40 protein-coding genes and 1 pseudogene are annotated in these 24849 nt (G+C 45.8%); 12 read left to right on the top strand and 29 right to left on the bottom strand.

What is annotated here, in order from left to right; genetic code table 11:
• Positions 1–177 precede the first annotated feature (177 nt).
• The 5 genes from B9T62_RS05095 to B9T62_RS38710 all read right to left on the bottom strand — a co-directional run bounded on the left by B9T62_RS05095 (position 178) and on the right by B9T62_RS38710 (position 1884).
• On the bottom strand, positions 178–384 hold the full coding sequence (locus B9T62_RS05095) for a hypothetical protein (protein ID WP_087914273.1): 207 nt from the start codon (positions 382–384) through the stop codon (positions 178–180).
• 207 nt (positions 385–591) lie between these two features.
• Positions 592–780: a hypothetical protein gene (locus B9T62_RS05090; RefSeq protein ID WP_087914272.1), complete on the bottom strand. Its 189-nt coding sequence runs from the start codon at positions 778–780 to the stop codon at positions 592–594.
• Positions 781–852: 72 nt separating this feature from the next.
• Entirely contained in the window at positions 853–1101 is a 249-nt protein-coding gene (locus B9T62_RS05085; RefSeq protein ID WP_087914271.1) for a hypothetical protein, read from the bottom strand.
• Between the two features lie 68 nt (positions 1102–1169).
• Positions 1170–1640: a hypothetical protein gene (locus tag B9T62_RS05080; RefSeq protein WP_087914270.1), complete on the bottom strand. Its 471-nt coding sequence runs from the start codon at positions 1638–1640 to the stop codon at positions 1170–1172.
• A 76-nt stretch (positions 1641–1716) separates the two neighbouring features.
• Positions 1717–1884, bottom strand: a complete 168-nt coding sequence (locus B9T62_RS38710; protein ID WP_157685457.1) for a hypothetical protein — start codon at positions 1882–1884, stop codon at positions 1717–1719.
• A 222-nt stretch (positions 1885–2106) separates the two neighbouring features.
• Here B9T62_RS38710 and B9T62_RS05075 point away from each other — a divergent pair, with 222 nt between their 5' ends.
• Positions 2107–2394 carry a hypothetical protein gene (locus tag B9T62_RS05075; protein WP_087914269.1) on the top strand — a complete coding sequence of 96 codons (288 nt, stop codon included), beginning with the start codon at positions 2107–2109 and terminating at the stop codon, positions 2392–2394.
• Positions 2395–2401: 7 nt separating this feature from the next.
• On the opposite strand, the gene B9T62_RS38705 is transcribed toward B9T62_RS05075, so the two are convergent.
• Complete coding sequence (locus tag B9T62_RS38705) at positions 2402–2566, bottom strand: hypothetical protein (protein WP_157685456.1); 165 nt, start codon at positions 2564–2566, stop codon at positions 2402–2404.
• Positions 2567–2724: 158 nt separating this feature from the next.
• Here B9T62_RS38705 and B9T62_RS05070 point away from each other — a divergent pair, with 158 nt between their 5' ends.
• The gene (locus tag B9T62_RS05070; protein ID WP_245864344.1) at positions 2725–2973 is read left to right on the top strand and encodes a DUF3951 domain-containing protein; all 249 of its coding nucleotides are present in this window, start codon (positions 2725–2727) and stop codon (positions 2971–2973) included.
• 85 nt (positions 2974–3058) lie between these two features.
• On the opposite strand, the gene B9T62_RS05065 is transcribed toward B9T62_RS05070, so the two are convergent.
• Genes B9T62_RS05065 through B9T62_RS05055 form a run of 3 tightly spaced genes read right to left on the bottom strand, consistent with a single transcriptional unit; the run spans position 3059 to position 3790 of the window.
• Positions 3059–3244, bottom strand: coding sequence for a hypothetical protein (locus tag B9T62_RS05065; protein ID WP_087914268.1), 186 nt, complete (start codon positions 3242–3244; stop codon positions 3059–3061).
• Positions 3245–3278: 34 nt separating this feature from the next.
• Entirely contained in the window at positions 3279–3581 is a 303-nt protein-coding gene (locus B9T62_RS05060) for a DUF7678 domain-containing protein (protein ID WP_087914267.1), read from the bottom strand.
• Positions 3581–3790, bottom strand: coding sequence for a hypothetical protein (locus B9T62_RS05055; protein ID WP_087914266.1), 210 nt, complete (start codon positions 3788–3790; stop codon positions 3581–3583). The genes B9T62_RS05060 and B9T62_RS05055 overlap by 1 nt, the downstream gene beginning before the upstream one ends.
• 103 nt (positions 3791–3893) lie before the next feature.
• Here B9T62_RS05055 and B9T62_RS05050 point away from each other — a divergent pair, with 103 nt between their 5' ends.
• On the top strand, positions 3894–4115 hold the full coding sequence (locus B9T62_RS05050; protein ID WP_087914265.1) for a hypothetical protein: 222 nt from the start codon (positions 3894–3896) through the stop codon (positions 4113–4115).
• 55 nt (positions 4116–4170) lie between these two features.
• Here B9T62_RS05050 and B9T62_RS05045 read toward each other — a convergent pair whose 3' ends face one another.
• The 9 genes from B9T62_RS05045 to B9T62_RS05010 all read right to left on the bottom strand — a co-directional run bounded on the left by B9T62_RS05045 (position 4171) and on the right by B9T62_RS05010 (position 7522).
• Positions 4171–4365 carry a hypothetical protein gene (locus B9T62_RS05045; RefSeq protein WP_087914264.1) on the bottom strand — a complete coding sequence of 65 codons (195 nt, stop codon included), beginning with the start codon at positions 4363–4365 and terminating at the stop codon, positions 4171–4173.
• Between the two features lie 132 nt (positions 4366–4497).
• Positions 4498–4638 carry a hypothetical protein gene (locus B9T62_RS38700; protein ID WP_157685454.1) on the bottom strand — a complete coding sequence of 47 codons (141 nt, stop codon included), beginning with the start codon at positions 4636–4638 and terminating at the stop codon, positions 4498–4500.
• An 83-nt stretch (positions 4639–4721) separates the two neighbouring features.
• On the bottom strand, positions 4722–4997 hold the full coding sequence (locus tag B9T62_RS05040; protein ID WP_087914263.1) for a hypothetical protein: 276 nt from the start codon (positions 4995–4997) through the stop codon (positions 4722–4724).
• A gap of 83 nt (positions 4998–5080) precedes the next feature.
• Positions 5081–5248, bottom strand: coding sequence for a hypothetical protein (locus tag B9T62_RS38695; RefSeq protein ID WP_157685453.1), 168 nt, complete (start codon positions 5246–5248; stop codon positions 5081–5083).
• A 579-nt stretch (positions 5249–5827) separates the two neighbouring features.
• Complete coding sequence (locus B9T62_RS05030) at positions 5828–6040, bottom strand: hypothetical protein (protein ID WP_087914261.1); 213 nt, start codon at positions 6038–6040, stop codon at positions 5828–5830.
• Positions 6041–6162: 122 nt separating this feature from the next.
• Positions 6163–6423, bottom strand: coding sequence for a hypothetical protein (locus tag B9T62_RS05025; RefSeq protein WP_087914260.1), 261 nt, complete (start codon positions 6421–6423; stop codon positions 6163–6165).
• A 1-nt stretch (position 6424) separates the two neighbouring features.
• Entirely contained in the window at positions 6425–6820 is a 396-nt protein-coding gene (locus B9T62_RS05020; protein ID WP_087914259.1) for a hypothetical protein, read from the bottom strand.
• A gap of 118 nt (positions 6821–6938) precedes the next feature.
• Entirely contained in the window at positions 6939–7166 is a 228-nt protein-coding gene (locus B9T62_RS05015) for a hypothetical protein (RefSeq protein WP_087914258.1), read from the bottom strand.
• Between the two features lie 167 nt (positions 7167–7333).
• A complete protein-coding gene (locus B9T62_RS05010; protein WP_087914257.1) occupies positions 7334–7522 on the bottom strand; it encodes a hypothetical protein in 189 nt (62 codons plus the stop codon).
• 146 nt (positions 7523–7668) lie between these two features.
• Between B9T62_RS05010 and B9T62_RS05005 the strand changes: the two genes are divergently transcribed.
• From B9T62_RS05005 to B9T62_RS04995, 3 genes are all read left to right on the top strand, one after another.
• The gene (locus tag B9T62_RS05005) at positions 7669–8136 is read left to right on the top strand and encodes a helix-turn-helix domain-containing protein (protein ID WP_087914256.1); all 468 of its coding nucleotides are present in this window, start codon (positions 7669–7671) and stop codon (positions 8134–8136) included.
• A gap of 18 nt (positions 8137–8154) precedes the next feature.
• Complete coding sequence (locus B9T62_RS05000; RefSeq protein ID WP_087914255.1) at positions 8155–8598, top strand: ImmA/IrrE family metallo-endopeptidase; 444 nt, start codon at positions 8155–8157, stop codon at positions 8596–8598.
• A gap of 69 nt (positions 8599–8667) precedes the next feature.
• Entirely contained in the window at positions 8668–8919 is a 252-nt protein-coding gene (locus B9T62_RS04995; RefSeq protein WP_087914254.1) for a transposase, read from the top strand.
• Positions 8920–9018: 99 nt separating this feature from the next.
• Here B9T62_RS04995 and B9T62_RS04990 read toward each other — a convergent pair whose 3' ends face one another.
• From B9T62_RS04990 to B9T62_RS04975, 4 genes are all read right to left on the bottom strand, one after another.
• The gene (locus tag B9T62_RS04990) at positions 9019–10305 is read right to left on the bottom strand and encodes an MFS transporter (RefSeq protein WP_157685451.1); all 1287 of its coding nucleotides are present in this window, start codon (positions 10303–10305) and stop codon (positions 9019–9021) included.
• Between the two features lie 31 nt (positions 10306–10336).
• The gene (locus B9T62_RS04985) at positions 10337–11335 is read right to left on the bottom strand and encodes a radical SAM protein (RefSeq protein ID WP_169834329.1); all 999 of its coding nucleotides are present in this window, start codon (positions 11333–11335) and stop codon (positions 10337–10339) included.
• A complete protein-coding gene (locus B9T62_RS04980; protein ID WP_157685449.1) occupies positions 11236–12552 on the bottom strand; it encodes a B12-binding domain-containing radical SAM protein in 1317 nt (438 codons plus the stop codon). The genes B9T62_RS04985 and B9T62_RS04980 overlap by 100 nt, the downstream gene beginning before the upstream one ends.
• A 433-nt stretch (positions 12553–12985) precedes the next feature.
• The gene (locus B9T62_RS04975) at positions 12986–13384 is read right to left on the bottom strand and encodes a transporter (RefSeq protein WP_087914250.1); all 399 of its coding nucleotides are present in this window, start codon (positions 13382–13384) and stop codon (positions 12986–12988) included.
• 74 nt (positions 13385–13458) lie between these two features.
• Between B9T62_RS04975 and B9T62_RS38690 the strand changes: the two genes are divergently transcribed.
• Positions 13459–13626: a hypothetical protein gene (locus B9T62_RS38690; protein ID WP_157685448.1), complete on the top strand. Its 168-nt coding sequence runs from the start codon at positions 13459–13461 to the stop codon at positions 13624–13626.
• Positions 13627–13694: 68 nt separating this feature from the next.
• On the opposite strand, the gene yidC is transcribed toward B9T62_RS38690, so the two are convergent.
• Complete coding sequence (gene yidC / locus B9T62_RS04970; protein ID WP_087920136.1) at positions 13695–14537, bottom strand: membrane protein insertase YidC; 843 nt, start codon at positions 14535–14537, stop codon at positions 13695–13697.
• 373 nt (positions 14538–14910) lie between these two features.
• Complete coding sequence (locus B9T62_RS04965; protein ID WP_087914249.1) at positions 14911–15366, bottom strand: helix-turn-helix domain-containing protein; 456 nt, start codon at positions 15364–15366, stop codon at positions 14911–14913.
• 101 nt (positions 15367–15467) lie between these two features.
• Between B9T62_RS04965 and B9T62_RS04960 the strand changes: the two genes are divergently transcribed.
• From B9T62_RS04960 to B9T62_RS04940, 5 genes are all read left to right on the top strand, one after another.
• Positions 15468–17030, top strand: coding sequence for a recombinase family protein (locus tag B9T62_RS04960; RefSeq protein ID WP_245864343.1), 1563 nt, complete (start codon positions 15468–15470; stop codon positions 17028–17030).
• A 13-nt stretch (positions 17031–17043) separates the two neighbouring features.
• The gene (locus B9T62_RS04955; protein ID WP_245864342.1) at positions 17044–18054 is read left to right on the top strand and encodes a YheC/YheD family endospore coat-associated protein; all 1011 of its coding nucleotides are present in this window, start codon (positions 17044–17046) and stop codon (positions 18052–18054) included.
• 201 nt (positions 18055–18255) lie between these two features.
• A complete protein-coding gene (locus tag B9T62_RS04950; RefSeq protein ID WP_087914247.1) occupies positions 18256–18546 on the top strand; it encodes a hypothetical protein in 291 nt (96 codons plus the stop codon).
• Positions 18547–18655: 109 nt separating this feature from the next.
• Positions 18656–18967 (top strand): hypothetical protein, encoded by a 312-nt coding sequence (locus tag B9T62_RS04945; RefSeq protein ID WP_087914246.1) that lies wholly within the window; start codon positions 18656–18658, stop codon positions 18965–18967.
• Between the two features lie 228 nt (positions 18968–19195).
• Complete coding sequence (locus B9T62_RS04940) at positions 19196–19429, top strand: ferredoxin (RefSeq protein ID WP_087914245.1); 234 nt, start codon at positions 19196–19198, stop codon at positions 19427–19429.
• A 206-nt stretch (positions 19430–19635) separates the two neighbouring features.
• Here B9T62_RS04940 and B9T62_RS04935 read toward each other — a convergent pair whose 3' ends face one another.
• From B9T62_RS04935 to B9T62_RS04915, 5 genes and pseudogenes are all read right to left on the bottom strand, one after another.
• Positions 19636–20538: a M56 family metallopeptidase gene (locus B9T62_RS04935; protein WP_245864544.1), complete on the bottom strand. Its 903-nt coding sequence runs from the start codon at positions 20536–20538 to the stop codon at positions 19636–19638.
• A gap of 37 nt (positions 20539–20575) precedes the next feature.
• Positions 20576–20914: pseudogene (locus B9T62_RS04930) on the bottom strand (BlaI/MecI/CopY family transcriptional regulator); the annotation flags it as partial.
• Between the two features lie 334 nt (positions 20915–21248).
• Entirely contained in the window at positions 21249–21962 is a 714-nt protein-coding gene (locus B9T62_RS04925; RefSeq protein ID WP_087914243.1) for an HAD family hydrolase, read from the bottom strand.
• Positions 21963–22154: 192 nt separating this feature from the next.
• Positions 22155–22412: an AbrB/MazE/SpoVT family DNA-binding domain-containing protein gene (locus B9T62_RS04920; RefSeq protein WP_169834328.1), complete on the bottom strand. Its 258-nt coding sequence runs from the start codon at positions 22410–22412 to the stop codon at positions 22155–22157.
• A 293-nt stretch (positions 22413–22705) separates the two neighbouring features.
• Entirely contained in the window at positions 22706–24820 is a 2115-nt protein-coding gene (locus tag B9T62_RS04915) for a glycoside hydrolase family 36 protein (RefSeq protein ID WP_087914242.1), read from the bottom strand.
• Between the last annotated feature and the right edge of the window lie 29 nt (positions 24821–24849).

Below are 24849 nucleotides of genomic sequence, written 5' to 3'. Positions count from 1 at the left end.
TCCTCATGCTCCATAGATACCCCTCCTTATTTTTGAGAATAAACCATTCTGATTCAGCATCTCATTTCAATTGAATCTTTTGGTGTTACTCTCTATAAATATAAAAAATACTCTGCAATATTCCTTGTCACCTCGTTCTCTACATAAAATTACCTGTACAGGTATGCAATTCCTTTTCTATTTGTACGACAATGAGAGCGTCAGCTGCAGCTTCGGCGGATCCGGCGCTGCACCGATTAGCCAGGACAAGGCAGCTGCCGGCAGGCTCCCGATCGAGGCGCCGGCGCCGGGCGATCCGGATCCCTGGCCAACATCCGGATTCAAAATAAGGTCACAGAAGGTATCTTCTGTGACCTTATTTTGAATCGCCCTTTCCGGCCTCATTCTCGAAATGAATCGTCACCCGCAGACTATGCGCGGAACCAGTTGCCGGCGGCTGCCACTCCGGAACATGAAATTTTACCAGGCTACGTTACTTTACCAGTGAGAGAACCGGCATCCCCCCATTCAAAGCGCCTGAAGCACTACGAAATAGCGTGGGGAACTATGCGTAAATATCATTTGGTCAAATGAAAGGTGGTATTACCCCCATTAAGATTCAGGAACTATTTTATAAATAACTGCTTCAATACTCCCCTTAATTGGACGTACACAGGCTCCAGTTCTATTAAGGTCAGAAATAATTATTCTCGCCTTATCTTTGTCTTGAAATTCTTCTAATATTTTTTCAGAAGTTGTATATTCTCCAAAATGTTTTCCGTAGTAAACTGCAATTTTCATTTCATTCATTCCTTCTATTGTTAAGTATGCTAATTTCCCTAAGAACAAAATTCTTCGTACTGTTCAACAAATTCAATTCATAAAACGCCGCTTAAACGTTTGAATCATATCTTCTTCATCAGTAGTAGCATAATTGGAGCAATATATATATTGTTCACCCTGTTTCTGCTCTACCAGAATATTTTCTTTATACTTTTCACGATCTGTCCAAATTTCATAAGATACCAACTTATATTTTTTGTCCCCTAACATTACAGATGAATTAACTCGCACAAGCAAATTATCTTCATGCTCCATAATTGTCGTTTTAGTTTCCTCCATTTCCATACACTCTCCTTTTATTTAGTTGCTCCCCTTTGTAGGGAAAATATTCAAAATGGTGTGGTCAATCAATACCCATATTGAGCTATTACTGAAAGGGGAGTCTTCCATTTCTTGCAATCATAAATGAATTCAGATTTGGTCCAATCTATGGTGTTTTTATCAAAGGCATAACCAAATTTTCCAGTATAGTCCATACACCAGTACCATATTGAGTCATTTACATTTTTGACATCGTACGCCTTTGCGCCACGCGACTCTAAACCATCTACAATTTTGACTTTTTTCCCAACTTGAAATACACCATCCTCTCCATATGTAACCCTTGCATCAGAAATGAATTTGTATAATGCAATGCATTCAGGAAATGCTTTATTGTAGTTTTCATTATTCGCCCAGGGAACACCAAACTGCTTTTCCATCTCAGTCATGATTGCCGCGAGTTGCAGATCATTTTCTTCATCAGTAAGATTGTAAGATTGAAGGACCTTTTCAGATTCCACTATATACGGTAACAAACGGGTATCCTTTTTATTCAATCAATTCACGCCCCTTCTTTTTTTAAACATCATCATTGCAATGTTTTTCTAAAAATTATGATACTTCGCTATGTGTCTAATTAAATCTTACTGTAAGGTGTGAAAGGTCCCTGTCGTCGATTTGGTTCAACAAATCATCCCTGCCTTTATCGGTTCTTACCAACTCGCGCTCGTTGCCATCATCATCTACAAGCATAGCTATCAGTTTGCTTTTGCTACCATTTTCAAAGACTTCAATTCTCATTTCACACACGCTCCTTCACAGTTTGTATCTACTACGGTCATAACCTGTGGGAGAGGAGGGATACTCCTACTCCCTTAATGAGACCGTATCTTCGTACTACGTAATATCAATATGAGTCTGATAGTATAAAAATTTAAGAATCGGAATCTCTGGTTCGTTTTACATATAATGCATATATGTGTTATATGTATTATATGTAAATGTATGGAGGGTAAAAATAAAATGAGTAAAAAAAGAATATCAAATCTACCATTACTATTTTGTTCTGTTATAATTGGTGTTTTTGTAGTCTTAATTGCTCTTATTGATCACTATGCTATAAAAGCTGGTCAGCTTGGAGATGGTATCGGCTTTTTTTCTCTCTTTTATATTAGTCCTATAGGATTAATTTTCGGATTAATGGGTCTTAAGAATAAAAAAAATAGACATGTCGCGCTTTTGGGGATAGGAATCAATTTATCGGCAGTTTTGTTTTGTGTACTCATTCTGACGGTTTTTTATACTCCATAACATACAATTATAATTCTGCAGCATCTTGCAACAGATCATATGTACGTTCAATGAAGAAATAGTTATCAATTACATAACCCAGCTGATCCCCTGTGGCCGGAACAGCAACCTTTTGTGTTTGAATATTGAAGCCTTTATGGGTAAATACCGTAAGATATTCTTTTTTTAGCATTTCCCAATATACACCCCCTTCTATTACACCGTTTGCGTCTATTGTTCAGTATCTTCGTACTGTGCATCAAATCTCGGTCGAATGAATAGCACTCAGCAACCTTGTATCTTGAAAATATTAACATTTAATTATAAAATCAAACAAAGGCGGTGTTAACAATGAACTTGGTACAATTCATGTTGGTTGGAGGATTCGGAATTTTAAATCTCTTATTAGGAATCATCATTGTCAAGATATTACTTACAAGAAAATTACCAAGTAATAATTACACTCCATTTGACTACATCACGGCCCATTCTCTTGTTGAGTTTCACGATGAGAAAAAAGAGATAGAAGATAATGCGGACCATGGTGATGATAAGGACAAAAACATCATTTCGTTATCAAAACGACCTTTTCTTCCCTAATGCGCAGTATGCGTCTACTATCCATCACTCACACTTCACTATGATTCATGCAGATTGAGTGACAGCACTATTTCATCAAGGCAATCTATTGAAACATCTGTTTATAATCCTTGGAATCGAATTTCCCCGTTTCCCGATCAACAGCGACCAGACCGATATCCGTATGAAATACATGGCATCTATCATTCGAATGTGCATATTGGACTTCTTTGTATTCTGCTTCCGTTAATACACGACACAAAATCATTTGTTCAAACAGACCAAGCTGCATAATTCACCTCCTAACCAATTGGACTTTTCGCAATCTAACGCGAAGCCTCAAACCGCCAATCTACCGCCTTATCATCAAATTGCCTGATTACCGCTTCAGTAACTGCACGAATCTTGCTGTCTTCCGGAGGTTTACCATCCCAGCCCCGATCATAATTAGCCAGATGTTTACCGAACTCTTTTTGTTGATTCGGATACACCGTCAACCGACTGATTCGACCTTCTGATATCCCATACGAGGATGGATCTGAAAATACATGCGCTTGTACAAAGAGGCCTTGAATCTCTCCTTCAAAGATGTCCCCTGCGTACAGGGGACGTTTAAATACCAGTGGCATTATTTTCTCTCTCCTTCTTTAGCATATAATTCATACTCACGAGTCATGACCGAATCTTCCAACACATTTCCGTTAAACAGTATCTCTAAAGCTTTTTCTGAGGCATGACCTCTTTTCAAGAAATCCCTATACACTAAGGTTAAATAGGAGTCCTGATTTACAAATCTAAGCATTTGTGCTGCAATAAATACCGGATACTCAGAGTCCAAACCACTCATCCTTTCTATACTTTTACGAAATTGGTTACAAACTACTAATTTCTGCTAAAATAGAATTTTATTTCATTTTTTTCCTTGAAAGGAGGTAATAGTTTTGGCTGAATTAAACGAATGCATTAATCTCGTTGCTAAAGATCTTACAATTGCTGCTCTCGATAAAGTTAATCCAAACAAATTCGAAAAGTTAAATATTGATGAAATTATCAGCACATACGTGGGAGTCTACAGTTCTTTTCTAGAAGCATTAGCTACTGTTAAACCCGAAGAACTAAAAAGTTATGCAAGAGAATCACGTAAATTTCTAAGTCAAGATTGATGTTGGTTTAACTCGCCTAAGAGGGAATAACATGCCCTCTAGGCGAGTTAATCAGCTAAGCTAAGGGTCGTTCCAAAACTCTTTTCTTTACTAAGTCCATAATCTGGTTGACACGTGACACACAAAGACCTTCATTAATTAACAAATCAATCAACTTATCAGAAATAGCCAAATTCTCGTTATTAAAACGCTCCCTTAGTTCCCATGTTGATACCTCTCTTAATTCAGCAGCAAAAGTTTTACCGTCCATTTTCCCCCTCCTTCCTAATCCTTGTAACACCGAGAACACAAGCTTCTCAAATGGCAGATTCCGCAGCCCTCCCGTGCTGACCGGTTGGGTTTCGACTGGTATCCCTCCAGCCATCATTAGGCGGGTTGCCTATTAAAGGATACGTGTGAATTCCAGGCGGCCGAGTTCATCCATAAGCTGCCGGTAGGATGCCAGTCGATTCCGCAGGACATTGGCTGCATCGACCAAATTGTGCTTTTCCAACAACGAGATACCCGCTTCTAATTCGTGCATAATCTCTTCTCCTGTATCCATCACTGATCATTCCTTTCAAGAATTCAGATGATCTCATTCGTATATGTTGACTGGCCTTGACTTTAGCCCTCTCGCCTCACAGGGATCGCATCAGCCCATTCCCAGGGTTCCGGTTGTTCTGGATTTGGAGTTCGTTCGTAAATGTTGTGGTAATCAGCTTCTGCTACAGCCTCAACCCGATATTCCATCCGTCTTCCGATCTGATCCTTGCCTCTAAAATAGAGATGCTTCCTGTCATCCGACACTACCTTCACAATCGCTGAAATGTGCAACCAGTCCTGCAGATATTCAGCAGCAGCTCTGCCAGTGATCACCGGCAGGGAATTCGCAGTCCCCATATCATTCACTCCTTCCGTTGTTAGCAGATACTCGTTATTTCTTTTACTAGAATTCAGCACCGTCCTTTACCACCATAAGCCGATTAATCAAATGATCTTTCATACAGATCGGCAGCTTCCTTAATGCTCTTGAAGTCAAATTCAAAATATACGGCATGAGTGACTTCCTTAATCTGTGCTTTGGACCAGCCTTTACGCTTCAGAGCAGCCAGGATATATCCCAGGCAAGCATTATTACTCCATTGCTTCATGTTGCCATCCTCCTTAGATTTGTGGGACGTTAAAATCCTCATGATTCCTACAGACTTCTCTTCCTTTCGCTATCTGTAAGTTCTAAAAGAGGATATAAATCTTACCTCCATGTCGTCAATGAAAGACAAAACAAGTGTCTGCCCCCGCCATTTGCGGCGAAACATCGAAATGATTTGAGATAGAAAAGTGTCGTCTGTTCCAACGTCAAAGCATCTTTGCAAAGTACAATGTATAATGTTCATTTCTTTCTTCATTACTAGCCTCCTCACTGCAAAAAGATATATGGATACTCAATGCCCACTATGGAATATCCTGAATAACCGCGCTCAAAATACGTAATGAGTTCCCGTTGAAAGGCTGCTTCATCTGTACTTTGCAACGCCCATATGCGCTCTCCGACCATACTTTTAGTTAAAGGTTTATCGTTTACTAAGGACTTCACATCTCCATCCCCGTTCTCAGGATTGGGCTTAACGCAATTTTGCGTTGAGTTTTACAAGATCAGATATTTATTATTGGGCGCAACATAAAGAGGGAAAAGAATATAAATTATGGATAGAAAGAGTAGAGCGATACTATTAATCAAAGTTTGCTTTCGTTAGCTCTCCTTCCTTTCCCCACGATCTAATGTTGAGCGAACCTTGGGCTTCGTCCAGAACAATTCGTGCATCGTAGATGCTCAACCCGGCGTCCAACATCAGATTTACGACTTTGTCTGTAATGCTGCCCCGATATCTCTGCCAATTTCGAGCTGCTTGAAGTATCTGTGTTTGCTTTGCTTCGGTATCCATTTTATTCACCTCCTTAGTAGCTCAGCGCAATTTTGCGTTCAGCGCTTCTGGATGCGTTAGCCGCATCTCCATGCTTGTCCGTAAGTAAAGAACAAGCATGGAGACAAGGCCAAGGCCTGTCCTCATTGTTGGTGTAATCGAATGCTTTCGTTCACTAGTTCTTGAATATCTTCAGGAAGATCCGACAGAATCTTAGATAGACGTTCCAGTTCTTCAGCAGACTGTGCTGTCGTTTGATCAACCCAATAGCGTGCATGGTTAGCAGAATTAGCTAGAAGCGTTAACTGGACATATCTGAATGCCAACGCTTCAGCAAACTCTGCTTTATCTTTTTCGTTCATACGATGATCAGGAAGTCGCTCATTATTCTGAAACTTACTCAAGTTAGATCACCTTCGTCTGTTCTGTAGGCTCTGCCTCTTCATATCCTGTTATGAGTCCACGCTGCTTCAGTTCCAGGCCATAGCCTTCCTCGAATAACTGTTTAACCTGAATGGTGATGCACTTTTCATTTAACAACTGGAGTCGGCTTAGCTGCTGCAAATAGATCGTTCTGTCGTGTACATCAGTCGAGTTCCTCAAGAGGGTGATCTGCTCCCGTTTGACATGCAACAATTCAAGCTTTTTAAATTCAATTTCATAATGAAGGCTAATTATTTCTTTCTCATTTGCATCAACATCATTGAAAAGAACACGCCGTCTGTGTTTAATCAATTCAATTTCCTCCCTCTTTCCCGTTAAGCGCACTTCTATATTCAGCAAATTCTCAAAGTTCCCCATGTCGTGGCTCCCTCCATAATGTATTAAGACACTTCTTTAAATTCGGATATGGATTTCTGTCACCGGATAATCCATAACGTAAAAATCTACGTATAATTTTTTCTAATAATAGCTATACTTATAGAGTAGACTCAGAGACATCCTTCATGGAGTCTGCTGCATCCTGTAAACAGGCCCATGCAGCATCTGCAATTGCTGTATCGACTTTCTCACGCTCTTCTGGGCTCTTGGCAATATGGTCATCGCAGATATGAACCTTCGTCTCCCCGAATGTGTAGCTTGCAACAATCATGCCAGCATCCCCCCTGGCTTTATGTGTATGCTGGATGGTGTGTGGGACTACCATGTTTTTATCAACTCCTTTTCAAAAGATATTGATTACCGAAAGTAAAGAAGCCACTTGTACTTTCAGGTACAGGGACATACTCAAAAATTAAAACAATTTCGTCAGAAATATTTTTGTAACACGTTTGAGACAAGAACTCCAAAAAAAATATGTCTTCAAACGACTTTTCAGGAAAACTTCCTTAGTATTTTTGCCATTACATCTTGCCCTAAAGAAAAACGTTTATCATCTGACGATAGCTTTGCTCTCCACAGCGAAGACCTTGAAGTCCCTACGAAATCTGCAAATTCTTGCTCAGACATACACTTTTCTTCTTGTAGTTGATTAATGATTCCTGGTTTAGGAATTACTTTCATCTCTGTACAGCACCTCCTGTCTCACACTTGTTACAAAAAAATATTCCACCTTTGTATCACGAATGAAACATTATATTTCACGAATGAAACAAACGATTGTTTCATACTTGAAACACTTTCTGTTAAACTAGGATTGGGTGATACATATGAACTTAAAAGAGTTTGGGATATATTTTGCGAAATTAAGAGAAGAGAGTGGATTTAGGAGTCAAAGAGAACTTGCTGTTAAATCCGGAGTAAGCCATTCCACTATAAACCGCATCGAGTCTGGAACTCACAAGGTTACGCCTGAGAATTTAATTGCATTGGCTCCATTTCTAAAGAATGCTGATAGCGATGACTTAATGAGGGCTATGGGTTACTTAGAAGGACAAGAAAACATTTCAAATTCTGATTCCAAATATTACGAAATATCTGATAAAGACAAGAAAGACATCGGCAAAGACCTGGATCGTATACTGGCAGATTTAGAATCAAACGAGGCATTAGCTTTTAACGGAGAACCTATGGATGAGGAAACTAAAAGGTTGTTTGCTATTTCTCTTGAGAATTCTCTTCGGTTGGCCAGAGAAGTATCTAAGCAGAAGTTCACTCCAAAAAAATACAGGGATTAGCTATGAAAGGGATACAGCGTGATTAAATCTACTGTAACCCAACTCATCAAGAAACACCGGACCAATAACCCATTCGAAATTGCATCGCAGAGAAAAGTCCTGGTGTTATATGAATTGTTGGGCGATATGTTAGGCTACTACAATTCCAGTCGTCGATTAAAAATGATCCATATTAATAATGAATCCTCACAACAAGATCAGCGCTTCACATGCGCTCATGAACTGGGACATGTGATTCTGCATCCTGATGTTAATACACCCTTTTTGAGAAGACATACCCTCTATTCTGTAGATCGTATCGAACGACAGGCCAATCAATTCGCTGTGGAACTGCTGATGCCGGACGAATTATTGTACGAATCTAAACACACGGATTTCACTTTGCAAGAAGCAGCCGTATTATATGGTATCCCACCGGGTCTGGAGCATCTAAAGCAACTGTCAGACAATGAATTTGATTGATATAATTCTTCAATTAACGCAATACATATCTCTGCCAACCATATCCGCAGCAAAAAGATCCATCATTAGATGGATCTTTTTGCTGCGATTTTTCCTATCCGAACCGTCTGGAACTGGCTTCCCGAAATCATGAACCGGCTCCTTTGCAAAATCTCCAAAGCGAAAACGGAAGGGAAAAACAACCAGCTTCGTGCGATGAACAAGCAAGGTTTTGGGTACTCCATCACGTCCCTCCAAGCCCGAATGGAGATGAAGGAACAGCTGACTGCGTTAAACCGCTGGCGGAACTACCAGGATCGCCAGGAGAGAAAGTCAGGCTGACACAATAATCGACAACGACCCGTGACCCTTCTTTCTCCGCGTCTTCCATTTGTAGAATTTCGTCGATTCTCCCGTAACTTGTTACTGAACCTAAATTACTTATACAGATTGACCGGTTTGAGGTGAACGGGAGGACTGTGGAGCTTTTATGTCGAGGCTGCGCAGATGATGATTGGTCAGCCCGATGATCAGACAAACGGCAAACAGGATAGCGGCAAGACCGAAACATACTTCCACACCGATTCTGTCGGCCAGAATACCTACTCCGCCATAGGTTAACGGGATGGAGATGTTAAAGGCCATGGAGCTGATGCTGTTGACACGTCCCCGAAGCGGAGACGGAACAAGCAACTGGAACAAGGTGCTCATCGGGATCACAGTGACTGTCACTCCAAAGCCCAAAATCAAGTTGCCGAAGCAAGCCGTCCAGAGTACGGGAGATAATGCGATCACACACATGCCAAGGCCTTGAACACCCAGTCCACAGGAGAACCAGAGACCGATTCTCCGGGGGGACTTGCTGCCGACGAACAGCCCGCCCAGAAGCAACCCGACAGCTATAGCTGCATTAAAAATACCGAGCTCGCTGGAACCGCCTTGCAGCAACTCCTCGATCAGCATGGGGGGAAGCACATTGCTTGGTCCTAAGGCAATATTGCTGAGCGTACCGAGAAGGATGAGCAGGAGCAAGGCAGTTTGTCCCCGCAGCCATTTCCAGCCCTCACGGATTTCCGCGAAGATGGACAAGTCGGTGGCGGCGCCGGAATTCTTCTCGGCCTTGCTGCGTTGCTTAATCCGCTGAATCAGGGCGAGCGAGACGATAAAGGTTACCGCATCCACAATCACGGCCCCTGAATTCCCAATGGAGGCCACCAATATTCCACCTGCAACCGTACCGAGAATACGGGTGATTTGCAGGGAAACGGACAGCAGTGAATTGGCTGAGATGAGATAGGTTTTATCCGCGATGAGCTCCGGCATCCAAGAGCTCTGCGAAGTTGCAAACAGATTGCCCATAATCGATAAACCGACTGTAATCAGATAGATATGCAGCAGCTGAAGCTGCCCGGTTATCATCAATACAGCAAGGGTTCCGGTGAGCAGGGCCTGAGCGGCATCGGAGATCTGCATCAAAATCTTTTTGTTCAAGCGGTCTACCCAGGCGCCAATGAATAAACCGAGTACCATTTCCGGCAGGAACTTGGCGACAATCACCAGCCCCACCTGGAGCGAGGAGCCGGTCATCGAGTACACGAGCCAGCTGATCGCCAGATTGTATAAGGAATCCCCAAAGAAGGAGCATGCACGGGCTAGCCATAAATAGCGAAAGTCGGCATTATGCTTTAGCAGGAGTCTGTAATTAGGTTTGCTGATTGCGGAGTTCAACTGAGAACACACCTCCTTTGTCCAACGATCTTCAAGCTTCCGCTGCCGGTGACCGTTTCAGCCGCAGAAACCGGTTGGTGATACAGTGTTGCCATAGTTGGGTATGGAACTCATGCTGTGTAGATTGCTGCAGCAGTTCCGTCAAACTTAAGCCATGTTCGAAATTCCGCAAAAACTCGATCATGGGTACAGGAAACGGAAAAAGAGTGCCATCCCGCCGGACGAACAGCTGCTGTTCTTTTGGCTGCGGGTAACTGGAATAATCCGGTTCCCATTGTTGAAGAAGTTCAGTTATATTTTGCGCGGTGACTGCCTTTCCTTCGCGTTCGGATGTGTCAAGTATGTTATCCAAGTTCTTTTTGTTAAACAGCTTGTGGACAGGAAGGTAATAGTGTTCCTCAATAAGATGCCCATTTAATTCCAAGATTGTGCTCTCGTTAGCTGCCGTATGATTTGCGCCGCTGATGACTTTGAGGATGTTGTTCCCGAACCGGTCGTGGTAGAACATCGAATGCGCCGTATCCACTCCCCCCACCCAAGGACGGTCAAACTGATTGGCCCTCAAGGATGCTTTGGCTTGTGTCAGCTCCTTCGACCCGCAACGTGAAGAATTTGCAAGCAAGTGCTTTTGCTCACTGTAATACAGCCTCCAGGCGATATCTTCGCCCTCAAAAGGCCGGATATCGAGAATACCGAAACGCTCCGGTTCTTTGGCTATAATGGCGCCTTTGGTTAAGACGAACTGGCCAAGCCCGCCAAAAGTCCAGTGCCTGCTGTTATGCTGCAGAAAATCAACGGAACTCAAGGCATCGTCAACCGTTTCCGTAGGGAATCCGGTAAATCCCATAATTTGTACGCCGATGCCGGCTTCGCTGAACATTTGAATGGTTTCCTGCAGCCGGTCGACCTTGGTTCCTTTATTGATCAGATTCAATATCCGTTGGTTGCCGGATTCAAATCCGACCGAGATGGCGGTACATCCGCTTTTATGCAGCAAATCACAGCGTTCAGGCGTCCAGTATTCCTCCAACCGGATCTCCGCTCCATGTCGAGGCCTTCTTCCAGGATCGCCGCCGCCAGCTTCAACAGCAAGGCCGGAGAAAGCACGTCCACTGAGAAATAAATATATTTGTAGGTGACGGCGAGCGTCCTCAAATCTTCCATAATTTTATCCAGCGGGTATTGCCGCCAGGGACTGGTAGGCGAATCGGTATTCAAGCCGTAATCACAAAAGGTGCACCGGTTCCAATAACATCCCCGCGAAGGAGAATAGTAAATGAACGGAAATGGGGATAGGTATTTCTCCCAGGGCAGCTTGCTGTACTCCGGCGCCGGAAAGGAGCAGATATCTTCGTATTTGATTTCCAGCGCGGATGTGTCAGGCACGGCTTGATATCGGGGATGCAGTGCAATATTCGGAGACGCAGGCAACGGCTTATTGTGCTTCAATGCCTGGAGGATAGAGACCAAGGCACTTTCACCTTCACCGATGATGCAGGCGTCTGCAGAGTCAAATACCGCATAAAAATCGGTTTTGTTCAAAATATATTTCCAGTAATCAGAGACGGGGGTACCGCCAAATATAATCCGGATTTCCGGGCAGCTTCTCCGAATGTGCTGTGCCATGCTGAGTGCGAAAGGAATTTGGGCGACATAGGTGATACTGATACCAACGAGGGAATAGTCGCCTATGATGATGCCAGGAATCAATTCGTTCCTGAAATAGTCGGTGAAAGGTTGAGAGATCACTTCGGTGATTCGAGTATCGCGCATATCCAAGGAGCTAAATATATTGAAAAATCCGGTGGTGGCTAAGCTGAACCCCTTGAATTGCCCCGGGAAGCCCTTTAAAGATAAGGCATCCATCCAGAGCATTACCGTCTCAACGGCGCTGGTATACATCCTGTAGTCAAAAAATTCTGTTTCATGACGGAAAGTATGCAACGCGGCTGGCAGCGCCTCGACAAAATTCATGTCTTGTACTTTGAGCGCGTAAAAAAGCTCCATTTGTTCAATGGGCGTGGGTTGTTCCAGTGCTTGAAGCTGCGCAGTTCGTTCATTGATATATTGCATGGTTCTCCCGATTTGCTCAGGTGCTACGGTATACAGCCATGAGTCAATGTTGCTGTCAATAATATCAATATCTTCAAAGCCGAATTGCCGCGCATAGCCCGCCAAACAACAAAGGCTGTGATAACCCGAAGTAGGATCGCTGATAGGAGGGTATATAAGCGCAGTTTTTACCATTCCAAGACCTCCATAATGAAGAGAATACCTCCTCATTTGGAGATTCAATGAGGAGGCTGGGCTGCGGAGAGTTGCTAGTGAATGTTATTGACGTTGTTCTCACGTGTAATGACGCTATCAAATTCTTCGGTGACTTCCAAAATGGCTGCAAGCAATTCTTGTTCTTCCGTTTTCATATAAAATTCACCTCCTTTAGGTATTAAAGAGATTATATGTTAAAAATACTATCAAACATATGAGTTAGAAGATTGACGTTGAAATTAATTGCAGATAAAATATACTCTTTCTTAATCTAATGTAATTACCCTTTTGTTAAGAAAAGTGATTAGCTCTTTCACCGTTAACCGCATAACTCGCCTTGCTCACAACCGCAGACACGAGAAGCAGCATAACAAAGAGAACAGCCCGTAGGCTGTTCTCTTTCGCTGTCTGCTTAGAAGCATGTGAACGAGCTAATCCGATTCAAATCAATGCCGAAGTATGCCCAGGAGAAACCGAACCATCTGAACCCTGCAATAGAATTACGTCCGACGAATACCGGGAAGAACCAGAATTGCTCGCCGTTGTTCAGCCAAATGTATGTGTTACGGAACAAACAGCGTCTGATCCCGCCCGGGTCGATGGCAAATGTGGTGACCGGCATTTGCGGTAGGAATTGCGGTGGAGGAGCCGTCGGCGCTTGAACGCCTCCCGGTGCACCTCCTGGAGGTCCCGGAGTCCCCGGAAATCCACCGGGACTTCCACCTGGAAAACCCGATCCTCCCGGCACGCCAGGTCCGCCCGGGAACCCCGGGAATCCTCCGCCGGTTCCCGGCGTTGGAAAAAATCCCATATGTGATCGCTCCTTTCAATGAGTAGGCATAATCATCATATGCATTCGCGGAAAGGTTGCTTGGGCGGATGCCCATGAAATATTCCCGCCCAGCCGAACTCAAACTTGCCAAGCAACTAAAATTAAATATCATTCGCATCCGCGAAGAGATTGTCAGCGGTGAAACCTTAGTCCACCCTCCAGAAATGCTGCAGTTATTAAAAGAGGTCGAATCTAGCGAATATGATGCTATCCTCACATAAAAAACAAAGCATCTGAGGTCGCGTCTCAGATGCCTTGTATTTAGTATTGTTATATAACTGGTTCAATTTTATAAATCTTCTACACCGGTAGGGAGGTTTTTACTCGCTACATTTGGCTTCGTGTACATTTTATTGAGTATGATCGTTTGCACGATAATGAATATACCGCCAACCGCCCAATATAATGGTAACGCGGCGGGCATCTCAAAAGAAAATACACCCATCATGATCGGTGACAACAATCCGATGAAAGCCATTTGGTTATTTTGATTTTGCTGATACTGCGCTGAAACGGATTGAGACACGCGGAACTGAACGTAATACACCGCAGCGGCAATAAGCGGCAAAATCATATCTGTTTTCCCCAAGCTAAACCACAGAAAATCGTGAGCTGCAATCTCTGGGGTACGACGAATGGCGTAGTAAAATGCGAGAGTGATCGGCCATTGGAGAAGCATCGGTAAACACCCCATGTTTAAGGGATTAAATTGATGCTTCTGGTAGAGCTGCATCATCTCGACTTGCTGTTGTTTTTTGGCATCCGCACTGACGTCGTTCTTATACTTCTCCTTAAGTGCAGTTAACTCCGGCTGGAGGACGGCCATCTTTTCTTTCATGTCCATTTGTTTCTTGGTTTGATTCATCATGAGCGGCATGATCGCAAGTCTGATGATGAAAGTCATCAGCACGATCGATAATCCGTAGTTTCCGTGAAATGCATTCGCGAAGAATTTGATCAAGATCGAAAATGGATAAATAAAAAAGTGGTTAAATATCCCTGATGAATCGGCATTAATCGAGTTTGATTGGGATGCTGTCGAACACCCGCTGAGCACAATGATCGGAATAACTCCAATCAACATGACGAGAATGGGCTTGGCCCATTTTTGGAGCAACAAAATCTTTTTCATCGTTGTCCTCCCTAATTGAAAGTATGGAATATCAATGTGGGGAAGGACCATTGTCGTCTTCATCAGGTGCTTCTCTTCGTCTGGCGATACGTACTATCCACCGCTGAATGCTGTTGGGTTGCGACAGTCTTACAGCCACAAACCAAGTTGAACCGACTGCAGCAATTTCATGACCCCAGTGTATCTCTTGTAAAGAAAAATAGGTGAATGGAATTAACACTAAGGAAGAAATGAGAGCGATCGAGAATGCCAATTGGACCAAGTCATAAAAATGCTCCAGTCAAGTTCACCTCCGCATGAGCCCTATTGGAAAAATTTGAATAATGATCATACGTTAGAAAAACTGTGTGGTTTCACTAAAGTAGCTATCAATTTAATCGCGGTATAGATCATTACGATTAACGAGTTCCATTTCAACAGCATCGTTGAATATAGATTTTTCCAGAATTGAGGCCTCGGCTTTGGCAGGAGGACTTTTAAATTGATTTTTGGGAATACGGATGTCCCTACTATTTTGACTGGTCCGTTCCCACACAATTTTATTTTGTTTAATCCATTTGTAGACTGCTTTATCCGTCACATTGAAGCGCTCAGCAACCTCTTGGACTGTGTAGTACTCGTTAGATTGGAGCATATCTTTTAAGGCTGGAGTGATTTCAACACGATGTTTCAAGCGAATTTCCGTGCTTCCTTTTCTCAGTACACTGCTTGACGGAATAATGACAGAAGACTTTAAAATGGACTGTGCATTGTGAATGTCTTGAGCAGTAACATCACCCGACTCAACCTTCTTCAGAAAGTGAAGCAAATTATCTTTAACCTTTGACATAAGACCATAATTCAACCTATTGGAAAGTAGTATTTAGTGGTTTTTTCATGCCCATCCCCGTATAATACATCCATAAATATTATCCTTATAACCTAAAGGGGATGTACATATTGGATGTAGCTCTATACTTGCGAAAATCCAGATCAGATGAAGACGCCGAACGGCGCGGCGAAGGTGAAACCCTGGCCAAACATAAGGCAGCCCTACTCAAACTTGCCAAGCAACTAAAATTAAATATCATTCGCATCCGCGAAGAGATTGTCAGCGGTGAAACCTTAGTCCACCGTCCAGAAATGCTGCAGTTATTAAAAGAGGTCGAATCTGGCGAATATGATGCTGTCCTGGTTATGGATATTGACCGTTTGGGGCGCGGCAATATGCAAGAGCAAGGATTGATCCTGGAGACGTTCCGCTCAGCCAAGACTAAGATTATAACTCCACGGAAGACCTATGATTTGATGGATGAATTTGATGAGGAATACAGTGAATTTGAAGCCTTTATGGCCCGTAAAGAACTCAAGATCATTACCCGCCGTATGCAAGGAGGCCGGAAGCGTGCTGCAGAGGAAGGAAATTTCTTGGGAACTCGTCCTCCATACGGATACTTAATTGAGAATCTCGCTGATGGCCGTGGTCGCACTTTAACCCCCCATCCGGAACAAGCTGATATTGTAAGACAAATCTTCTCTTGGTATACCCATGAAGACCCGGAGCAACAAAAGGGGGGCAGTAAAATCGCCTCAGAATTAGAACGACTAAAAATCCCCTCTTATAAAGGGGGTAGTTGGTCAGCGTCTTCTGTCTTAACCATTCTTAAAAACGAAGTATACATCGGAAGAATTCAATGGGGAAAGAAAGAACTTAAGAAAAGCAAGGATGGAAGCAAACGCCGCACCTCACGGCATAGGAGCCGCGATGAGTGGATTGACGTCCAAGGTAAGCATAAACCTATTATCGAAAACGAAACCTTCCTAAAGGCTAACCAGAGGCTCTCAGAGCATCATCATTCCCCACATCAATTCGATATGGACGGCAAACCACGCATGACCTCGGCATTGGCTGGCCTTGTAAAGTGCTCCGAGTGTGGAATGACCATGGTTTATCGCTCATACACCAATCAAACTGCTCATTTTCGCTGCAGTACCGTTGGTTGTCCTACACGCAGCAGCCGTTATGATTCAGTGGAGGCCAGAATCGTTGAAGGACTTGAGATTTGGCTGAACGATTATAAGATCAAATGGGGAAAACGAAATCATACCACACCGCAGAGCGAGCTCAAGCTAAAAGAACGAGCGATAGCCTCATTACAAATCGAGCTGAGAGAACTGGAAAACCAAAGAGGGAAATTGTTCGATTTCTTAGAAAGAGGAATTTATACCGAAGAGGTATTTATGGAGAGATCACAAGATGTCTCCACACGAATAACAGTAACCAGTGAAGAAATCAGCAAGATTCAAAAGGATCTGGATCTGGAACTGACCCGGAAAGAAGCAAGAAGCAAAATTATCCCTATTGCAGAATCTGTAGTGAAGTCGTACTACCAGACAGACAATCCCATGAGCAGAAATGCATTATTGAAATCCGTACTGAACAAAGTAATTTATAAAAAAGGACCCGGCCAGTATAAAGAGCAGTTTGAGCTGTTCCTGCACCCACGTCTATGATGCATGTGTTATTGTGTTCACCCCAGCTGATGTCCATCCTAGCAAAGAGCAGATCCATGCGCTGATATATGATCCGAAGAGCGGCAAATGGTCGCGCAAGTGGCGCTCCTTCCCGCATATGATCTATGACCGCTGCCGCATCCAGCGCAGCTCGCGTTTCCAGCAACTGCTGCGGTTCCGCGAGCGCTACAAGGATCTGGTGTTTCTGAACCGGCCGCTGCGCAACAAATGGACGATACACCAGACCTTCTCGCAGAAGACCCGTTTCCGCCAGCATATGCCGGAGACGCTGCTCTACCATTCCTCTGTCGATCTGCAGCGGATGCTGAAGGCCTATCCTGTGATCTATATCAAGCCGATCAACGGCACCGGCGGACGCGGCATTCTGCGGATTGAACGGCTGCGAGTGGGCAAGGGCGGCTATGACATCCAGGGCCGCCGTCAGGACCGCCGGATCATCGCGCCGCGCAAGGTGTCGCAGGCCCGGCTGGAGGGCATAGTGCGGCAGTGGTGCATCGGCGGACGTTTCCTGGTCCAGCAGGGCATCCCGCTGCGACTGCCGGGCGGGCGGTTCCACGACTACCGCATGCTGGTGCAGAAGAACGGCCACGGAGTATGGGAATTCACCGGAATGGCAGGACGGGTCGGCGCTGCCCGCAGCGTTACCTCCAATCTGCATGGCGGCGGCCATGCCGTTCGGGCCGAGATTCTGCTGAAGAAATGGCTGGGCAGCGCCGAGAAGTCGGACCGGGTCATCAAGAACGCCGAGAAGCTGGGGCTGGAGGCCGCTGCTTATCTGGAGGACAGCTTCAGCGCCTTATGCGAGCTGGCGCTTGACCTTGCGATCGACCGCGAGGGACGGATCTACGTGCTGGAGGTAAACCCCAAGCCAGCCCGCGAGGTCTTCGCCCGCGCCGGCGATGGCGGCACCTACCACAAAGCGTTGATCCGACCGCTGGAATATGCGCTGTGGATGTACAACAACAAGAACACACCGAGCTCTGCCAAAACGACCGAGGAATAACACGGGATATGCTTCTATTCCTACTGCGGCACTGGTTAGATTGCAAGCTATACTGCAGCGAAGAATACAGTTGGCAGCGGCTACGCCGCAACAATAAATAACCCACTCCTGCTTAAGGAGTGGGTTATTTATATATACGCTGGACCCTTCACCAGTAATGGATTATATTAGATTCCAAATATACCCACTGGAGGTTGTGACATGTTTTTCTTTCTGATTGTTGTAGTCGTCCTATTCTCAGTCCTCTTTATCTTCAAAGATGAGAAGCAGGAGCTATTGAGAAATTTCTCGCTCTTGTCCGCCGCACTCTCCATTATCCTATCAATCCTGCTGCTCAATTCAGCTCTTTCCAGTCAAGGCGCTTCCGGCTTTCAATATTTAGACTATTTGGAAGTAGACGCGGTCAATGTATTCAAGTTGATTCAGAGCTTCATGTGCGTAACCTTAATCTCACTCGTGATTTATTTCTACACACTTACCAGAAGGCCATAACTCTACTCACCCGCTTGTTGGCAACTATCCCATCCCTTTTGGTTGCGAACATCAATTAGATGCGAAAGTGCATCTAATTAGCGGTTTTTCTCCGTTTTGGAGGAAATAGATGCAAAAAGGCATCTATTTTCGGCATATGAGCGAATCAGGCTTGGTTTACTCGAAATTAGTTGCAGAATTGCACTTATTCGCCTGCTTACGGGAGTTTCAGCTGAATTTAGTTGCACTTTCGCATCTAATTGCTCCGACGTTCCAGGACAACCCACCAAATCCTTGCTGGACTGCGGCAGGCTTCCTCTACTTCCTCTGTGCGCATAGGTTAATCAGGACACGGATTGCTGAGCTGCTGCCCGCATGGAATCCAGAAGCTCTTGCGATTATCGAGCTTTATTTCCGAACATCACAACAGTTGGCCATGTAAAAGCATAATCAATCCATTCATGTAACCGTCAACAGATTTTATATGTTAGATTACATGACGCGATTCGTGAATCAATTGTTAAATCGCACATTTTTCATTGAATTTAAAGAGCTGAGAGATGTAAAATAGCACCAGACGATATCAACCTCTTCGCGGAAAGTCATGTTAGTTAAAAACAATCAATCGAGGGTATTCGTATGTTCATCCATATTGCAGAGGAGAGATCCAATGAATAACTATGCCAGTGTTAACCAGGACGACTGCATCTCATGCGGCGCCTGCAACTCCGCAGCACCCGACATTTTCGATCTGGACAACAGCGGGATTGCCGGAGTCATTTATGAAGGGGACAGCAACCGTGGTGTCACCGCCATTGCGGCAGACCTGCAGGAGGAGTTGCAGGAAGCCTACGACAATTGCCCTACCCAGTGTATCCAGCTCGCTGCAGCACCTTTCGCCTAAAACGTTACCGTTGCTCTCCACAGGGCAGGTCTATCTCAGCACACACAAACGGATGCCGTCCTCTGGAAGAGGCGACATCCGTTTCTGCAAAAAATAGAAGGATGAACTATGGTGCGAAACATAAAATTCTTATATTTGCAATAAGCACCCCTCCGTAAGGACAAGAAGGTCGCTTTTTACGTTTATACCATTGGAAAGATCGTTCATTACACTCGCTTGAAGTTGAGGCTGTTGTATTCGTTTCCAATCCTAAGGCATATTGAACGTTGCTGTCCTTGTTGTTTTATCCCACCCGACTTTAACGCCAAGTACTTCAGCAAGCTCTCTGACGTTTCACCGTACAATCTTCGGTTTTCCGTATCCATTTCCTGAACGACTTTTTCATCACAAGACAGTTCACAAAGCGTATTTATCTGTTTACTGAGCGCATAAGCTGCCGGATTAAACCAGTGAACCGAATTCACAATAAGTACCAGAAGCTTCACAAGCAGATCACCGCGCTTTAAATGAACGAGCTCGTGGGATAGGATCATGGAAAGCTCTTTTTCCCCAAGCTTCGTATCCGGCAGTACAACTATTGGTTTCCACAAACCCATAACCATTGGCGTTGTTGCATTAGCACTTACAATAACCTTTGCAGGGCATTGCAACGTATCACATATCCGGCTTTCTTGTAAGAGCGAACGTTTAAATGCCCGATACTTATTGATATTTACAACAAGAAAGATAGTGGTTCCAACAGCCCAAATTATAGTTGAAAACACAATAACTTCCTTTATGTTATCAAGCCGTAACAGATAGTCAAACTGTTGTTTCATAAATGAGCTGCTTGTTGCCGTTGGCTCCATTGAAGTGCCGTGTACATATGGTTCCGCAATCGTTCCTGATTCCAGACTTGTGCCTGTGTGAGGCAAGACAGAACGTATCAAAGGGATAAGCCTGATTATAATCTCTGAACCGCCAAGAAGAAAAAATACAGAAATCAAGCCAGTATAATAATGCCATGTCTGAGAAAACACTTTTTGCGTGACAGGCTTTATACTGTTTTGCAAAATCCAAATGATCGTTCCTACGAATGACGCAATGACAAGGGACAAGACTAAGGCCATCATTACTTACCTTGCGGACAAACCACTCTTTTAATTCCGCTATGTCATCAGGGCTGAGTTCAGCATCATCAACCAGAGCAGCAATTAAATTTTTTACTTTCCCATTGTATAAGCGACTAAGAAAAGTTTGGGTTTCGCACTTCTTGTACTCAAGTAATGTCAAAACAGGAACGTAATAGTTCACCTTACCGCTCATTGATTTTGTCAAAAAACCTTTTTCAATCAGGCGTTTTAGCATGGTCGACAAGGTTGACGTTTTCCAGCCTTTGCTTTTGAAAATATCCAGGAGCTGGTTAACCGTTACGGACGTTGCTAATCCCCATATCACCTCCATGACTTCCATTTCTGTTTCAGACAGTCTTCCTAATTTTTTCATTGGGCGCGCACCTCTGATCATCATTGCGACAACTTGTCGTACGTAAAATATACGACATGTTGTCGCAACAGTCAATAAGTGATTATCTCTTCTCATCTTTGTATGCTTAAGCTCCAAGATTTGCAGTGAATTTGAAATCGATTTCGAAGCTTTTGAACTAAACGTCGCTCACCTGAAGGAAGTGATACACCCAAAAAAAACGACATTTCATTCGGAAATCTTAGAATGAATGTCGTCTTTTTTGATGTGTTCACTTCCTGCTATCTGTGAAGACCATGTTTTTCAGTGACCGTACCTAAGGAGAGGTGCTTCCTCAATGCTCTCTCAGCCAAGATTACTCCGCGTTGTCATACAACTCAATCAGCTGATCAAAAGCGGTAATGATCCGGTCTGAACCCTTCAGCTCATCCTGGCGGCCGAAGCCGGCATAGGCGCAGCCGATCACCGTCTGGGCGTTCCCTTTGCCTGCCTCTACGTCAGAGGAGCGGTCGCCGACCATCCAGGCATTGGAGATGCCGTGGTTATCCAGCAGCAGCCGCACCAGTTCTGTTTTGGTTGCTGTGCCCTGGCCTCCGGCACTGTACAATCCCTCGAACAGCTCCTTCAGCTCATGTACTACCACAATGCTGTGGATATAATCCTCCAACCCATTGCTGGCTACGAACAATTTCACCCCGCGTTCCTTCAGTGCGCTCAGCGTCTCGACAACCTGCGGATACAGCAGCGTACCGCCTGCTTCCAGCCCTTCTACCTCCAGCTTCAGCAGCAGCTCGTCCGCCCGGCGGTGTACCGCTTCATCTGCCTCAGGCATCACATTCTTCCAGATGTCCGCCAGCAGCATTCCGAGACTGCCCAGAATCCGTTCTTCCGGCGGCGTTGGCCCTTCATAGAGCTTCTCCTCGCGCAGTACATCGAACATTTTGTGATAAGCAGGCAACAGCAGGCTTTCGGTCTGGAACAGCGTTCCATCCATATCAAAAATAATAGCCTGCGGCTTCTTAAGCTCTGAAGTATTGCCAGGTGCAACGTATCCTATCCCATGATTCATCTGTGAATCCCTCCCGTTTATGGTTCTGTCACATCCACTATGATATATGATACCTCTTTGCCATGTCCATGCCGCGGATTCCAATAGGATTTCTCCTGAACCCAGGATATGACAAAGGACCGTACGGCAAACACGTAATGTGTATGCTGTACGGTCCTTTATTCATGTACTCCAGAATTCGGCGTTTGAAAATTATATCTGGTCGAAGCTGGAAATCAGCTCATCCAGGACATCCTTGCTGACCATTTTGCCTTTGAAGCTGATCAGGTTCTCTGCGCTTCCGGAGAAGATACAGGTAGGTTCATATTTTCTGAGAATGATCTTCTCTCCATCCACAAAAATCTCGAGCGGGTCTTTTATGTCAATTCCCATCGTTCTGCGCAGCTCAATCGGAATTACGATACGTCCCAGTTCATCCACTTTTCTTACAATACCTGTTGCTTTCATCATTGTACATCCTCCCTTGAAATAATGCTTATATGCTCATTCGTGTTAAATGATATAAAAGCTTCTATAAAGTAGTAATGATTACCTCATATCTGCATTGTAAAGTGCTATTTCTTTCCTGTCAATTTTATTTCTACAGATTATGATATTAATCGACAATATTTTCAGGCATAAAGAGTCCTAATTCGACAAAAAAACCACCCTTATTCAGATGCCCGGTAAGACTTGGCATCCTATAAGAGCGGTATTCCGAACCAGATGCACAGAAACTTCTGCACAGACGCACACTCCTGTAACTAAAGCTGCAGTTCAAACATCCTGGCCACCCGGCCCGGAGGCAGCGACACCGTCAGCACGCCTTCATCCTGGCTCCATGACCATTCCGAGTCATGCGCCTGCGGATACGCACAGCTGACGGTCGGCATCTGCCCCTGCAGCTCCGGCAGCGGCAGCCGGAGGCCCGCCGCTTCGCCTGCCGCGCGCCAGACGGCTACGTAGCGCTTCTTGCCGCGGCGCAGGCCGAAGCTGACCCATTCGTCGCCGCTGCCCGGCAGGCCCAGCGGCCAGAACGGCATCGCCTTGGGAATGTCGCCGCGAATGCGGCGGTAGACGTCCAAGGCTTCCTTGACCAGGGCCCGGCGCTGCGGGCTCAGCTCGGCCAGATGCCCGCTCTGATGCACGCGCAGCAGCAGGGCATTGACCATGTTGAAGATGACCTCCTCGTCATCTCCTTCACGCAGCGGGTAGGACCACACCGCTGACTGCTCCGGCGTCAGCGCAGCAGGTGATGCCGCTGCAATCGCCGCATACTTCACATAGTCCTCCTGATCGCTGGTGGACTGGATGCTGTGGCGGCTGAGCATGGCATAATCCATCCGCATGCCACCGCTGGAGCAGTTCTCGATCACTAAGTCGGGATAACGGGCGAAGATGCTGTCCAGCCAGGCCAAGTAGGCGCGGTTATGCTGCAGCAGCCCGTCGCCGAAGCTGTCCGCAGCGGTTTCCGTGCCGATTCCGGCGTTGATGTTATAATCCATCTTAATATATCCGACACCATACTCCTCCACCAGCCGCTGGATTACACCGTTGGCATGCCGGATGACTTGCGGATTGCGGAAGTCCAGCTGGTAGCGGCTGCGGTCCTTGACCCGGACGCCATGGCGCATGAAGAACCAGCTGTCATCCGTCTCCGCCAGCTTGGGACTGTTGATGCCCATCACCTCCAGCTCCAGCCACAGTCCCGGAATCATTCCCTTGACGCGGATGATATCCAGCACATATTTGATGCCTTCCGGGAATCGCTCCAACGACGGCTCCCATTCTCCTACACCGTCCCACCAGTCTCCCGGCGCATACCAGCCCGCATCAATGCAGAAATACTCACAGCCCACCTCAGCGGCGGCATCAATCAGCGGCAGCAGCTTCTCCGTAGTCGGCTTGCCCCACAGGCAGTTCATGTAGTCGTTGAAAATAATCCGCAGCAGCTCGTTGTCCTCATTCGGCCTGCGGATGAGCCGGCGGTAGGCGGTCAGCTGTTCCGCCGCCTGCTGGAAGCCTCCTTCCACCGCTCCGACAGCTACCGGCACGGCTGTGAACACAGCGCCGGGGGCCAGCTTCAGCCACCAATGGTTGTCATGCTCGGTGGGGCCGCTGGCCAGCAGCGTCAGCTGGTCATACTGGTCCGTCAGCTCCCAGTGCCAGGAGCCGTTATGCTCGATCTGCCAGAACAGGCTTGTCCCCTGCTCCTTGTTGCTGAGCACTGCCATCGGCAGCAGCTCTGCCGCCGACCAGGAGCCGGTATTGCTGCAGGCAATCCGTTTGGACCCGCGGTCCGACAGATGGGACATGCCCAGCTCCGGCAGGCTGTACGTCTTCCACTGCAGCTCGCTCTGCCAGCCGCTGTGGGCCAAGGTCACCTCAATCTTGCTGCTGCGGTCAGCGCTGCCCTCCTTGTCTACACCGGTCAGGGCAAAGGAGGAAATATACTCCACCGCTACCGCAGTCTCCCCTTCATTGCGCAGCTCCGTCCAGCAGCGGACCAGCTGTACGCCGCTGTAGAACTGGAAATGCTGCACAGCCGTGATCCCGGTGAGCGGATCACTCAGCGCCACCTCCAGCTTGCGGCCGAGCGTGTTCCTTCCGTCGCTGTGCCCGGTGTATCTCATTCGCAGCCCCGGGTAGGACGCCCGGTGCGTGCGGCCGTGGTATTCGTCGCGGTCCTCCCCGGACAGCTGCAGCTCCAGCAGCCGGAACCCCGGCTTGTTTTTGTCCGCAATGTGCGCTGCGACCAGTGGCTGCGCAGCGAAATGCAGCAAGCGCACATCCTGCTCTCCGGTCACCTCTATAACCAGATACAGCCCATTCTCGGCAATTTCGATCCATTGTACCTTTTCCTGCTTCCCATTATTCATCTGTTCGGCCTCCTGCCATCAATTCATTG

Origin of the sequence: Paenibacillus donghaensis, assembly GCF_002192415.1 — a bacterium.
Classification (GTDB): Bacteria; Bacillota; Bacilli; order Paenibacillales; family Paenibacillaceae; genus Paenibacillus_AQ; species Paenibacillus_AQ donghaensis.
The sequence above is the reverse complement of the archived record's forward strand: the minus strand, read 5'-3'. Positions and strand labels throughout refer to the sequence as shown.